The following is a 14,426-nucleotide window of genomic DNA, read 5'->3' as shown; positions in this document are numbered from 1 at the left end:
TGGCCTGCCCCTGGTCAGCGGGCGTCCCCGCGCGCTGCTCGATCCGCGCTGCGAGTGCCAGCGCTTCCAGCGTCTGATGCTGAAAAGACGTCTCGCGGCTCCATGAGGTATCCGGCGCGCCGGGCGCGGCTCACCATCTGGAGCGAGATGATCGAATCGCCGCCGAGCTCGAAGAAATTGTCGGTGAGGCTGACCGCTGGCCGGCCGAGCAGCTCGGCCCAGATCGCCGCAAAGACGATCTCGACCGGCGTGCGTGGCGCCTGATGCTCCGCATGTCCCTGAGCCATGTCGGGTGCCGGCAGCGCTTGGCGATCCACCTTGCCGCTCGGCATCAAGGGCAGCCGCTCCAGCACCGCAATTCTCGGCGGCACCATGTAATCGGGCAGGACAGTCGACAGCGCGGTCCGTAAGCCTGCCTCTTCCAATTCCCCCGTGCCGCTGACATAGCCAACGAGCTGCTGGCTGGCGCCGACTTCTCGCGCCACCACGACGGCAGCGCGAACGCCGGGCTGATCAAGCAGCCGCGATTCGATCTCGCCAAGCTCGATGCGGAAGCCGCGAATCTTGATCTGATGGTCCGCGCGCCCGACATTAGTCGATCGCGCCATCGGCCCGCCATCGCGCCAGATCTCCCGATCGATAGAGCCGCTCACCGGCTTCGCCAAAGGGATCGGGAATGAAGCGTTCCGCCGTCAGCTTTTCGCGCCGCCAATAGCCCCGCGCCAGACCTTCCCCGCCGATGTACAAATCGCCCGTCACGCCTGCCGGAACCATGTTCAGATCGGCGTCGAGGATGCGGATCGTCACGCCGGGAATGGGGCGGCCCGATCGGCACGCGCGCTGCACCCTCGTTGCGGCAGGTCCAATAGGTGGCGTTGATCAGGGCTTCGGTCGGACCGTAGCGATTGTCGAACCGGACATCGGGAAATGCCGCGAGGACGCGCGACATCAGGTCGGAGCGACAACGCCTCGCCGCCGGCAAACAGGCGCTTGAGCGAGGAGCAGCGGGTTGCTCCGGGCTCGGTCACGAAATGCTCGAGCATCTGCGGCACGAAGTGCAGCGTCGTCACGTCATGGGCGATGACGGCATCCACAAGAAGCCCGCGGCTCGCGATGTGCCCCCGGAGCCGCGATCGCAAGCCGCGCGCCGGTTGCGAGCGGCCACAGGATCTCCCAGACAGAGACGTCGAAGCTGAACGGGGTCTTGTGAAGCAAAGTCTCGCCGACATCGAGACGATATTCCGCCTGCATCCAGCCAAGCCGCCCCGCAAGCGCGCGATGCGAGCAGGCCACGCCTTTGGGCACGCCGGTCGAGCCCGAGGTATACATGACATAGGCCAGACCGTCCGGATGAAGCGCGACATCAGGGTTGTCGGCGGACTCCTCAATGCGAGATACACCCTCTCCATCTATGGTCCAGGCCTCGGCGCCCGCATCCGCGATCACCGGCGCCAGGTCCGGGAGCAGCCGTTCCTGGGTCAGTAGCAACGCTGACCCGCTGTCGCGGAGCATGTGAAGGAGGCGATCGGACGGGTAGTCGGGATCGAGCGGCAGATAGCCGCCACCGGCCTTCAGCACGGCCAGGACACCGACGATCAGTTCGACACTGCGCTCGAGCGCCAGGGCCGACCAGCCGGTCGCGACCGATCCCGTGGTCTCGCAAGCGTCGCGCCAGCCGATTGGCGCGTGCGTTCAGCTCGCCGTAGCTGATCTGCTGGCTCTCGAAAATCAATGCGACAGAAGATGGCGAGGCCGCGGCACGGGCTTCGATCTGCGCGACGATGCCATCGCCAGACGTCGGCGCCCGCTCGACGCTGCCACTCCAGCCGAGCACCTTCCGCGCTTCGTCGGCATCGAGGCGGTCGAGCGCGCCAAGCGGCCGCGACGCGTGTTCCACGATCCTGGCCAGCAGCCGCGACAGCGAGGCTTGCAGATATCTGATCTGGTCGTCGTCGAAGCGGCCTCGATCGTAGCGAAAACCCAGATTGATGCCGTCGGGCTTGGCGAACACCGCCACAGTCAGCGCATAATTGGTGATCGAGATCTGGTCGACCCGGCCGAACCGGCGACCGCCTTCGCTCTCGCCTCGCAGCGCCTGATCGATCGGGTAGTTCTCGAACACGAGAATGTTGTCGAACAGCGCGCGCCCGGATCGCCCGGCGAGGCGCTGAATTTCGTAGAGCGGCATCCAGCCATGATCGCGCAGGTCCGTGTTGTGCGTCTGGAGGTCGCGCAGCCACGCCCCTACTTCGGCTTGCGGGCTTGCCTGATCGACGACGGGCAGCGTGTTGATGAACAGGCCGACCATGTCCTCGGCCCCGCCGATCTCGGCCGGCCGGCCGGAGACCGTCGCACCGAAACAGACCGCGCGCTGGCCGGTGTGACGACGCAGCAACTGGGCCCAGGCGCCTTGCACCAGCGTGTTCAGCGTGACGCGCTCGCGCCTGGCAAACGCCTGCAAGCCTGCCGTCAGATCCGCCGTGAGCAGCAGGTCCAGCGAGCCATGGCCGGAAGCACCGCCGGTTGCAGGCCCTCCCAGTGCGTCCGCGAGAAAACTGGGCTCCTCCAATTCTGACAACACGGTGCGCCAGAACGACGTCGACGCATTGCGGTCCTGCCTTTGCAGCCACGCGATGTAATCGCGATAGCGGCCTTTCACGGCCGGCAAGCCTTCGCCGCGTTCATGCTGCAGGATCTCGGCCATCAAGCGCGCCGCGCTCCAGCCGTCGAGCAGGATATGGTGGTGCGTCCAGATCAGCCAGTGGCGTGCGTCGTCGAGCCGGATCAGCCGGACCCGCTGCAGCGGCGCTTGCGACAGCTCAAATGCCTTGGCGCGCTCGGCTTGCGAGACGCGCGCGAGCGCAGCCCGGAGCTCTTTGACGCCCATGACGACCGCCTGCGTGCGCCAGTCTTCTTCCTCAAATGGCAAATGCGCGGAGCGATAGACCACCTGCTGCGCCGCCCCCGACAGGTCGCGCCACGCAAATCCGGTTCGCAACACGGCGTGCCGCGCGCTGACCTCGTGCCAGGCTGCGCGCAGCCGGCCGGCATCGAGGCCGCGGACCTCCAGACCGATCTGGTTGACGTAGTTGCCGCTCTCGCCATCACGCAAAGCATGGAAGAGCATTCCCTGCTGCATCGGCGACAACGGATAGATGTCCTCGATCTCACGACAGTCGGCCGTTGCGACCAGCGCATCGAGATCGGTCTGGCTCAAGTCCGACAGTGCGAAGTCTGACGGCGTCACGCCGCGGGCGCTCCCCGTGCAATGCGCGACGAGTTCGCGCAGGGCCGAAGCATAATGCTCCGCAAGGCGCTCGATCGTTTCCCGCCGGTAACGCCTGCGGCCATAGGCGAACGACAGGCGTAATTGTCCGTCGCCGACCTGTCCGTTGATGCTAACCCAGCGGCCAAGCGGCGCGCTGTCGCTGCGCATCGGCCCGGAGCTCTCGGGCGCCAACTGGAGGGGCGTGTGCTCACCCATGCTGGAATCGAACTGGCCGAGATAGTTGAAGACGATACGCGGCTCGGCAAGCGCGCTCAGCGCGTCGCGCTGCGCTTCTGAGCCGAGATGGCGCAGGACGCCGTAACCCAGTCCCCGGTTGGGAACGGCGCGGAGCTCTTCCTTGACGGATTTGATCAGCGCGGCGTCATCCCTTGAGCCGCCCGGCAGACGAACCGGAAAGGCCGTGGTGAACCAGCCAATGGTGCGTGACACGTCCGCACCGGCGAAGACGTCCTCACGGCCGTGCCCTTCGAGCTCGACGACGACATCCTCAATTCCGCTCCAGCGCGACACGGCGCGTGCAAGCGCGGCCAGCAGGAGATCATTGACCTGGGTGCGATAAGCGGACGGGGCTTCCTTCAGCAGCCGCGTCGTCAATCCTGCGTCGAATGCCAGCGAGATTTCCTCGCCGTCGGCAACCCGGTCGACTCCGCCATGAGCATCGTCGCAGGGGAACGCGGCCTGCGATCCTCGATCGAGCCAATAGTCGAACTCGGCGGTCAGCTCATCGGTCGCGGCATAGGCCTGCAACCGCGCGCCCCAGGCCGCATAAGGCTCGCTCTTCGCCAGCGCGACCGAAGCTGCGCCTTGGCGGAGCTGATCGTACGCCGTCGCGAAATCCTCGAGCAGCACGCGCCATGATACACCGTCGATGACAAGGTGATGCACGACCACCAGAAGGCGCTGGCTGCCGTCCGCGAGGTCCATACCGACCACACGCAGCAGCGGCCCGGCCAGCGCCAGGCTGGCCTGAGCCAAGGAGGCAACATCCGTGACCTCGGCCGCATCGCGAACGCCAGTGCGAATCCAAAGCAGCTCCGATATCGCGGGCGACGAGCCATAGGTCGCGCGCCAGTCGCCATCAACCTCCTCGAAACGCAGGCGCAAGGCCGCGTGATGCGCGACGAGAGCGGCGATCGAGCGTTCGACTAGCTTCCAGTCGAGCGGTGACTTCGGCATCAACAGAACGGCCTGGTTCCAGTGATGGCGATCCCCTGCATCCTCGCCGAAAAACCGCAACTGGATCGGCAGAAGCGGATGCTCGCGGCCTTCGACATCAGTTTCAGGCGCGATGTCCTTCGCCATGTCCTCGCGCCGCGCCACGCGCGCCAGCTCCTGCAGGGTTTGATGCCGGAAGACGTCACGCGGCTCGATCAGCAGGCCTGCCTGGCGGGCGCGGCCGACCAGTTGCAGCGAGATGATGGAATCGCCGCCGAGCTCGAAGAAATTGTCCTCGACACCGATGACGGGCTGACCCAGCAGCTCAGCCCAGATCGCGGCGAGCGCTGTCTCGGCCGTCGAGCGCGGCGCGACATGTGCGGCCGTTGCGATGGGCGTCTCGGGCGCCGGCAAGGCGTCGCGATCGATCTTGCCGTGCGCGGTGAGCGGCAGCCGCTCCAGCCGCACGATGCGGGCCGGCACCATGTAGTCGGGCAACTCGTCCGAGAGCGCCGCGCGCATCGTCGCTTCGTCGAACGGGCCAGTGCCGGCGACATAGCCGACCAACTGGCGGCTGACGCCGGCTTCGCGGGCAACGACCACGGCCGACTGCACGCCAGCCTGCCGCATCAGCCATGCCTCGATCTCGCCGAGCTCGATCCGGAAACCGCGGATCTTCACCTGATGATCGGAGCGGCCTGCATATTCGATCACACTATCGGCACGCCACCGGGCCAGATCGCCGGTGCGATAGAGCCGCGCGCCCGGCGCGCCAAACGGATCGGGGACGAAGCGTTCGGCCGTCAGCCCGGCGCGCCGCCAGTAACCGCGGGCAAGTCCCTCGCCGCCGATGAACAGCTCGCCGGTCACGCCGACCGGAACGATGTTGAGATCACCGTCCAGAATATAGGCTGAGCGACGGCCTACCGGACGACCGATCGGCGCGTAATTGCCCTCGATCTCCTCGCTGGCATCGACTTTCCAGACCAGCGGCGTCACCACGGTTTCCGTCGGCCCGTAGCCGTTGATCAAAGTCCGCGGCTTGAGCGCGCGCTTGACTTTGTCGAAGCCAGCCTTGGGCATGGCCTCGCCGCCGAAAGAATACAGCTCCACGGGCGGCGGATCGCCGCGCCACATCGCGAAGTCGGCGAGCTGTTGCAGGTAGGCGGGCGGAAACCCGGCGTTGGTGACGCGCTGCCGGCGCAAAACCTCGATGGTCTGCTCGGCCGACCACAAATTGGCATCGCGCATCACGAGCGCAGCGCCGCAGGTCAACGCGGTCCAGAGCCTCTCATGGGCACCATCGAAGGTGAAGGACAGGAAGTGCAGCTCGCGCGAGCGCCGGTTCATGTCGTAGAGCCCGGCGGTCACCTCGCAATGCATCGCGAACGGTCCGTGCTCGACCGCGACGCCCTTGGGGATGCCGGTGGAGCCGGAGGTGTAGATCACATAGGCAAGGCTGGTCGCGGCCACCGCGATCTCCGGATCGCCTTCGCTCTCCCGCGCAAGGTCGATCGCATCGAGCGGAACGACCTCGATGCCTGATGGCGGCGGCGTCAGCGCCGAACCATCCGCATCGACCAGCACGACACGCGCGCCGGCATCGCGGATGGCGCCAACCTGCCGCCTGGCCGGATGCTCGGGATCGAGCGGCAGATAGGCCGCCCCCGTCTTCAAGATGGCGAGCAGCGCCACGATCAGATGCGGCGAGCGTCGCGCCGAGACGCCGACAAGGTCGGAGCCCCCGACGCCCAGGCGGATCAGGTGGTGCGCGAGGCGATTGGCGCGCCGGTTGAGCTCGGCATAGGTGATGTCTTCGTCGCCGAAGACCAGCGCGGGCGCATCGGGCGTTTCGGCAGCCAGCCGTGCAACCGTCCGGTGCACCGGCGTGAACGATGAGCTTGTCGTTCCGTCATCGGCACGATTCCATTGTCGCAGCCGCTCCAGCTCCTGTTCGGAGAGCAACGCCACATCGGCGGTCGCTTGCGTGTCGTCGGCAACCATCGCCTTCAGTATCGTGGTCCAATGCGCGGTCAGACGCTCGATCGTCGCCGCTTCGAACAGCGCCGTCGCGTAGGTGAAGATCGCGCGGATTTCGCCTGATGGCCCTTCGTCCGTATCGAGCGCGAGGTCGAACTTGACCGTGTCAACCTCGGCGTCGATCGTCTCGATCTGGAGGTCGGTCCGATCGAGTGGATTGCCCGATGCCCGACGGCGCTGGTGATTGTAGAGAACCTGGAACAGCGGATTCTGGCTCAAGCTGCGCGTCGGCTGCAGGATCTCGAGCAGTCGTTCGAACGGAAGATCCTGGTTCTCCTGTGCCTCGATGGTGGCCGCATGGACCGTCGCGATGAAGTCCGCGATCGCCGCGCGGCCCTCGATCTGCGTACGAAGCACCTGGGTGTTGACGAACAAGCCGATCACGCCGCGTGCTTCGTCGCGGTACCGGTTGGCGACGGGCACGCCGATATTGATGTCGGCTTGGCCCGTGTAGCGATGGAGCAGCAGCTTGAAGCTCGCCAGCATGACGACGAAAAGTGTCGTGCGGCGGCGCCGCGCCAGAGCGCGCAAGCCATCTGCCAGCGCCGGATCGAGCGAAATGCGACCTGCCGATCCCGCCAGGTCCGGGACCGCCGGGCGCGGCCGGTCAATCGGCAGCTGGAGCACGGCCGGATCCGCGAGACGCCTGGTCCAATAGTCGACCTGCCGCTCGCCATCGACCGCGCTCATCCAGAGCCGCTGCCAATCGGCGTAGTCGGCATAATCGATCTCCGGCTCCAGCAAGGCCGGTGCTTCACCGCAAGCGAATGCCGCGTACAGCTTCCAGAATTCGTCGACCAGCACGCCCATCGACCAGCCGTCGGTCACGATATGGTGCAGGCTGACGACGAGGAAGTGATCGCCTTCGTCCAGCGTCAGCAACGCCACGCGCATCAGCGGGCCGGCTTCGAGATCGAACGGCAGCGAAGCTTCCTGCCGCGCCAGCAAACGCACCCGTCCTTCACGGTCTTCGCCATCGACGGTCACATACCGCAACGCGACCGGTTGCGGATCGCATATGAATTGCTCGGCGGCTTCCCCGTCCTGCCGAAACACGGTGCGAAGCGCGCTATGACGCGCAACGAGCGCATCGAACGCCTGTTGCAGCGCGCGTGGCTGCAGCTTGCCCCGCACGCGCACCGTTGCCGAGATGTTGTAGGCGGCGCTACCCGGATCCATCCGCCACAGGAACCAGAGGCGGGATTGCGCAAAGGACAGCGGCGCCCGCTTGCGCCCCTGACGCACGATCGGCAGCATGGCGAGGTTGACGCCCTTGGCCGCGAGCTGCGACAGGAACGCGTGCTGCTTGCCGGCGTCGAGCCGCATCAGGCGCCGCGAGATGTCGCGAAGCTGCTTCTTTTGCGTGGTTGCCGTGTCACTCATCGGACAGTTCGACTTCCTTCAACATGTCGAGCATCGCGGCGATGTCGCCGCTCCGCTTCTCGGTCTCACTCTCAAGGCCCAGTGCAGCCGCCATGGTCTCAACGGTCGTCATCTCAAACAGACGGTTGAGCGGCAGGTCGTGGCCGAGATCGCGCTTGATGCGGCTGACGAGCTGGACGGCGATCAGGGAATCGCCGCCGAGCTCGAAGAAATTGTCGGTGACGCCGATATTGGGCTGGCGCAGCAGATCGGCCCAGATCGCAGCCAGCGCCGCCTCGGCCGGCGTGCGCGGCGCCACATGCGCGACGGACGTTGCGAGCTGATCCGGCGCCGGCAGCGCCTTGCGATCGATCTTGCCGTTCGGCGTCAGCGGCAGTCGCTCCAGCACCACGATCCGCGCCGGCACCATGTAGTCCGGCAGCAGCGAGGACAGCGCCGTCTTGAGCGCGGCGCCATCCAGCGCCTCGCCGCTGACATAGCCGACCAGCTGGCGGCCGGCGCCGGCCTCGCGCGCCACCACCACGGCCGCACGGACGCCATCCTGCGCCTGCAGCCGCGCCTCGATCTCGCCGAGCTCGATGCGGAAGCCGCGGATCTTCACCTGGTGGTCGGCACGGCCGACATAGTCGAGCACGCCGTCGGCGCGCCACCGCGCCACGTCGCCGGTGCGGTACAGCCGCGCCCCCGGTGCACCGAACGGATCAGGGATGAAGCGCTCCGCCGTCAGGCCGCCGCGCCGCCAATAGCCGCGCGCCAGTCCGCTCCCGCCGATATAGAGCTCGCCGGCGACGCCGACCGGCGCGAGGTTGAGGTCCCCGTCGAGAACGTAAAGCGTGGTGTTGCCGATCGGACCGCCGAGCAACGGACGATCGTCCTGTGCATCGAGCCGGTGACGCGCCGACCACACCGTGGTCTCGGTCGGGCCGTACAGGTTCCAGACCTCGCCGGCCTGCCCGACCAGCCGCCGCGCCAGATCCGGCGGCAGCGCCTCGCCGCCGGACAGCACCCGGCAGTTCGCCGGCAGCGAAGGGCCGTCATGATCGAGTAGCATCCGCCAGGTCGATGGCGTAGCCTGGATCAGCGACACGCCGTGCCGCTGCACGATCGCCTTGAGCTTGGCAGGATCATGCGCAGCCGCACGATCCGCCAGCACCACGCAGGCGCCGATCGTCAGCGGCAGCCACAGCTCCAGCACCGCGATGTCGAAGGACAGCGAGGTCAAGCCGAGCACGCGGTCGCCGGCCGTCATGCCGGGCTGCTCCGCCATGGTCGCCAGAAAGTTCGTCACGGCGTCGTGGCGGACCATCACGCCCTTGGGCAGGCCGGTCGAGCCCGAGGTGTAGATCACATAGGCAAGGCTCTCGGCGTGCACGGCGACGTCGAGATCGGCGGCATCCCCACCCTCGCCGTCCTCGTCATCGAGCAGCCACGCCTCGGCCCCGGTCTCTGCCAGCACGGCGGCGAACTGACCGCGCAATTCCTTTTGCGTCAGCGCCAGCGCCGCACCGCTGTCGCGCAGCATGTGCGCCAGCCGCTCCGGCGGGTAGTCCGGATCGAGCGGCAGATAGGCCCCGCCCGCCTTCAACACGGCCAGCAGCGCGACCAGCATCTCGACGCCGCGGTCGAGCGCCAGCCCGACCACGGTATCGGTCGCGACGCCGTGGTCGCGCAATCGCCGCGCCAACCGGTTGGCACGCACATTCAGCGCGGCGTAACTCAGCTCCGTCTCGCCGAACACCAGCGCGACCGCCTCGGGCGACTTCCGGACCTGGGTCTCGAACTGCGCGACGAACGGTTCTCGCGGAAGACACGCCTGCGTCCCATTCCAAGCCTCCAGCAACAGCTGGCGCTCCTCGGCAGGCAGGATGTCGAGCTGCCGGACCGGCGCGCGCGGCGCGTGCTCCAGCATCCCGGCCAACTGATCGAGCGTCTGCTGCATCAAGGCGCAGATGCGGTCGGCCGAGAACGGTTGGACGATCTGAGCGGTCAGACCAAGCGCCTGGCCATAATCCTCGACGGCCAGCATCAGCGGATAGTTGGTGCGCTCCTCGCCGCCGAGCCATTCGATGCCGGTATTGTCCCTGTCGGCAGCCAGATCGGCGGGCATTGCATTGTGCCGATAGTTCAGGATTGCGCTGAACAGAGGCGCCGGCGCCACGACGCCGCTGCATCGCTGCGCAAGCGCCAGTGAGGCGTGCTCGTGCGCCATCAGTTCGGTCAGCCGGCGATGTGCATCACGAACACTGTCCTCAACCGCGGTATCATCGAGATCGAGCCGCAGCGGCAAGGTGTTGATGAACAAGCCCATGGTGCGGTCGCCCCCGGTGCCGGCCTGCATGCGGCCGAACAGGACGGTCCCCAACACGACGCGCTCGCGCCCGCTGGTTCGCGCCACCACCTGCCCCCAGGCGAGATGGCAAAGGCTGGCCAGGCTGACGCCCAGCCGCCGCGCCTGCGCACGGAGCCTTGCGCTCAGCTGTTCAGGCAGCGTCCGCCGGGCTTCGGTCACGCCGCCACCGTCCCCGTGCACCCGGTCCAGTCCGAAGGGCGTGGTCGGCTCATCGATGTCGGCGAGCATGCCGCGGAAGAAGCGCTCGTGCTCGTCCGTTGCTGCCGAGCCGCGCGACTGCGCCACCAGGTTCCGGAACGGAAATGGCGGCGGCAATTCGTGGCTCCGCCCGGAGAGGATCTTCCCGACCTCGTCGTGCATCACCTCCAGCGTGGAGTGATCGCCGATCAGGTGATGCAGCAGGACCAGGAGCAGCCAGCGCCCACATTTGGGATCGGCGGCAACCGCAAATCGCAGCAGCGGCGGCTTGCCGAGCTCGATCCGATGGAGGCGCGGGTCGAAGCGCCTCGCGAGCTGCTCCTCCCCCGGGCCTTCGCCATCCAGCACGACTTCGCTGACGACCAGGGGCGCCTGCCGCCAAACGACTTGTGCCGGCGTGGCCAGGCCGTTCCACACGATGGACGTTCGCAGGATGTCGTGTCGGTCGACCACCTGGCGCACCGCGTCGAGATAGCGATCGAGCAGGTTGCGGCTGGCAAATGCCATCTGGCCGGCCAGCAGATATGGATCGCCTTCCTTCGACAGCAGATGATGAAAGAGGATACCATCCTGAAGCGGCGAGAGGCCGTAGATGTCCTGGATGTTGGCAACGCCGCCGGGAACGCCGGCCACGATGCCGTCGATGTCCGATTGCGTCAACGCGATCAGCGGCAACAATTCGGGCGTGATCGCCGTCGTCTGCCGGGTGATCCGGTTGACCGGGACGTCGGCTTGTTTGCCGCCATCGAGACTGGCGGCAAAGTCCGCCAGCACCGGCTTTGCGAACAGCGTGCGCGCGTCCGCTCTCAGCGCATGCCGCTGCAAGCGCTCCAGCATGCGGACCGCGAGCAGCGAGTGGCCGCCGAGCTCGAAGAAGTGGTCGCAGCGTCCAACGCGATCGACGCCCAAGAGCTCGGCCCAGACATTCGCGACAATCCGCTCGACATCGCCTTGCGGCGGTTCGAAGCGCCGTCGCGCATAGGCATCGTCTTCCGGTGCCGGCAGCGCCTTGCGGTCGATCTTGCCGTTCGGTGTGAGCGGCAACGCATCGAGGCGCACGAAGGCTGACGGCACCATGTAGTCCGGCAGCCGCGCACGCAGATGCTCGCGCATCGCGCCGGCAAATTCACCGGCGTCGAGCCCCGCGCCGTCGTCGCGACGCGCGGCCACATAGGCGACCAGCCGCATATCGCCGCCATGGTCGCGCTGCACCAGCACGACGGAATCGACCACGTCGGCGTGCTCGTTGAGCCGAAACTCGATCTCCCCCGGCTCGATGCGGAACCCGCGGATCTTGACCTGGTGGTCGTTGCGGCCAAGAAAAACGATATTGCCATCCGGCAGATAACGCCCGAGATCACCGGTGCGGTACATGCGCGAATCCGCATCGCCGTGGAAGGGATCGCGCACGAAGCGTTCTGCCGTCAGATCGGCACGATTGAGATAACCGCGCGCAACTCCGGCTCCGCCGATCCAGATTTCGCCGACCGCGCCAAGCGGAACGGGCGCGCCGAACCGGTCCAGGAGATAGATCCGCGCATTCGGCAGCGGGCGGCCGATCGGGGCAGCGTCGCCGTCAAAACCCGGCGTTCGCAGCCAGCTCGTGGCGCAGACCGTCGCCTCCGTCGGCCCGTAACCGTTGAAAACGGCGATGCCGGCAGGCAATCCCTTGATCAGCTCGGCCCTCGGCAATTCACCGGCCAGAACGAGAACCCGCAGCGAAGCCAGCCGGTCGAGATCGTCACGTCCGTGCAGCATTGCCGGCGGCAAGGTCGCATGCGTAATCGCGTTCTCGGCGAGGAAGCCGAGCAACTCCGGTGTATCCTGATGTTCTCGCAAGCCGGCCAGAAACAGCGTGGCGCCCGAACACAGCGCCATGACAATTTCCCAGATGCTGGCATCGAAGCTGAACGATGCAAACTGCACGACGCGGCTGCTTGAATTGACGTTGAACAGCGCCCGCTGCGCCAAGGCCAGATTCACCAGGCCACGGTGCTCGACCATCACCCCCTTTGGCCTGCCGGTCGAGCCGGACGTGTAGATGATGTAAGCGAGGCTTCGCGAGGTCAGTCCATCAACGAGCTCGATCGGATCCGACGTCGCCAGCCCTGCGACGGTCGATGCGTCCGCGTCGGGACCGACGATCTCGCAGGTTCCGTGCGCGAACATCGCGCTTCCCGCTTCGTCAGCAATCAGCACTTTCGGCCCGGCGTCGTCGACGATCTGACGCAGCCGCTCCGCCGGATAGGCGGGATCGAGCGGCAGATAGGCACCCCCCGCCTTCAGCACGGCCAGCAGACTCACCACCATGGCGATGCCGCGCGGCAGGCATATCGCGACGGGCTGGTCCGGCGCGATACCCAAGGCAATCAAGCGCCGCGCAAGTCTGTTCGCTCGCGCATCGAGTTCGCCGTAGCTCAGACGAACATCCTCGAACACCAGCGCGGCGTCATCCGGCGTCTCTCTCACCTGCTCCGCAAACAATTCGTGGATGCAGCGCTCACAGGGAAACGGTACCGCCGTCTCGTTCCACGTTTCGATAACGCGTCTGCGCTCCTCGGCGCCGACAATATCGATTCGATCGACCACCTGGTCCGCATCGGCAACCATGGCCCGCAGCAGGGCCAATAGATAGTCCCGGTAGCGCCCGATCGTTGCCTCATCGAACAGCGACGTCGCATAGTTCAGAGAACCAAGAATGCGTCCATCCATCTCGCCTAGATTAAGCTCGAGATCGAACTTGACCCGTTGGAGCGGGATGTCGGCAACCTCGACCTTGAGGCCGGGCAGCTCGAGGGCCCCTGACTCGTTGCTCTGCCAGGCGAACACGACCTGGAAGACCGGCGTCTGATCCAGCCCTCGCAGCGGCTGAACGATCTCGACGACCTGCTCGAACGGCAGGTCCTGATGATCCTGCGCCGCGATTGCAGCGGTGCGGACCCGGCGGAGCAGCTCGGCGACGCTGGGCTCGGCCGCGAGATCGACACGGATTGCGAGCATGTTGACGAAGAATCCGATCAGGCCTTCGATCTCGGGCCTGTTTCGGTTGGCCGTGGGCGTACCGATGACGATATCCGTTTGCCCGGAGAGTTTCGATAACACCGCTGCCCAGGCCGCCAGCAACGTCATGAAAGCGCTGGCGCCATGCGACTGACCCAGTCGCCGGATGCCGGATGCCAGCTCCGCATCGATCTCGATCGGCAAGGACGCACCGGCGAGCGCCCTGACCGGCGGCCGCGGCCGGTCCGTCGGTATTTCGAGCACGGCAGGGGCATCTGCCAGCGCCTCTCGCCAATAGTCGACCTGCCGCTGCAATCGCTCGCCCGACAGCCATCGTCGCTGCCAGGCGGCATAGTCCGGATACTGGATGGCCAATGGCGGCAGGGGATCGCCCTTGCCGGCGACGAACGCCAGGTAGAGAGCACCGAGCTCGCGCACGAGCACGCCGATCGACCAGCCGTCGGAGACAATGTGATGCTGGGTGAGCAGAAAGAGATATTCCCGCTCCGCGGTCCGGATCAGGCGGCCGCGGATCAACGGTCCTGCGGCCAGATCGAACGGCGCCGCCGCCTCCTCACGGCAAAGGTGCGCGAGCTCCTGCTCGCGATCGTCCCGGCGGTGCAAATCTTGCTCGAGCAACGGCACGTGGTCATCGGGGGGCAGCAGCACCACGCACGGCTGATCGTCGATGACGCGAAAGACGCTGCGTAGCGCTTCGTGGCGCGCGAACAGACGGTCGATGCTCCGTCGCAGCGCCTTGACGTCGAGCTCGCCCGAAAGCCGCAATGCGCCACGTATGTGATAGCTGGAATTGGCACCATCGAGTTGCGCCAGCAGCCAGAGGCGTTGCTGCGCAAAGGACATCTCCAGACATCCGTCACGCGCCACCACGGGAATCGCCCCAGCGCCGGTCCTGTCGGCATTCCGGCCGCGGTCCCTGGCCAGCGAGACGAGCTTTCTCATCTGCTGGGGATCGAGATCTCGCAAACTCGGCTTCGCCGCCTCAGCCAT

4 protein-coding genes and 1 pseudogene are annotated in these 14,426 nt (G+C 66.5%); all 5 read right to left on the bottom strand.

What is annotated here, in order from left to right:
* Positions 1 to 14: 14 nt before the first annotated feature.
* Entirely contained in the window at positions 15 to 608 is a 594-nt protein-coding gene (locus tag HAP40_RS14455; protein WP_334270990.1) for a phosphopantetheine-binding protein, read from the bottom strand.
* Positions 592 to 807, bottom strand: a complete 216-nt coding sequence (locus HAP40_RS14450) for a hypothetical protein (RefSeq protein WP_334270989.1) — start codon at positions 805 to 807, stop codon at positions 592 to 594. Before HAP40_RS14450 ends, HAP40_RS14455 begins: the two co-directional genes overlap by 17 nt.
* 264 nt (positions 808 to 1,071) lie before the next feature.
* The gene (locus tag HAP40_RS14445) at positions 1,072 to 1,578 is read right to left on the bottom strand and encodes an AMP-binding protein (RefSeq protein WP_334270988.1); all 507 of its coding nucleotides are present in this window, start codon (positions 1,576 to 1,578) and stop codon (positions 1,072 to 1,074) included.
* 313 nt (positions 1,579 to 1,891) lie between these two features.
* Positions 1,892 to 7,663: pseudogene (locus HAP40_RS14440) on the bottom strand (amino acid adenylation domain-containing protein); the annotation flags it as partial.
* Between the two features lie 196 nt (positions 7,664 to 7,859).
* Complete coding sequence (locus HAP40_RS14435) at positions 7,860 to 14,426, bottom strand: non-ribosomal peptide synthetase (protein WP_166817166.1); 6,567 nt, start codon at positions 14,424 to 14,426, stop codon at positions 7,860 to 7,862.

It is taken from the genome of Bradyrhizobium sp. 1(2017), assembly GCF_011602485.2.
Lineage (GTDB): Bacteria > Pseudomonadota > Alphaproteobacteria > Rhizobiales > Xanthobacteraceae > Bradyrhizobium.
The sequence above is the reverse complement of the archived record's forward strand: the minus strand, read 5'-3'. Positions and strand labels throughout refer to the sequence as shown.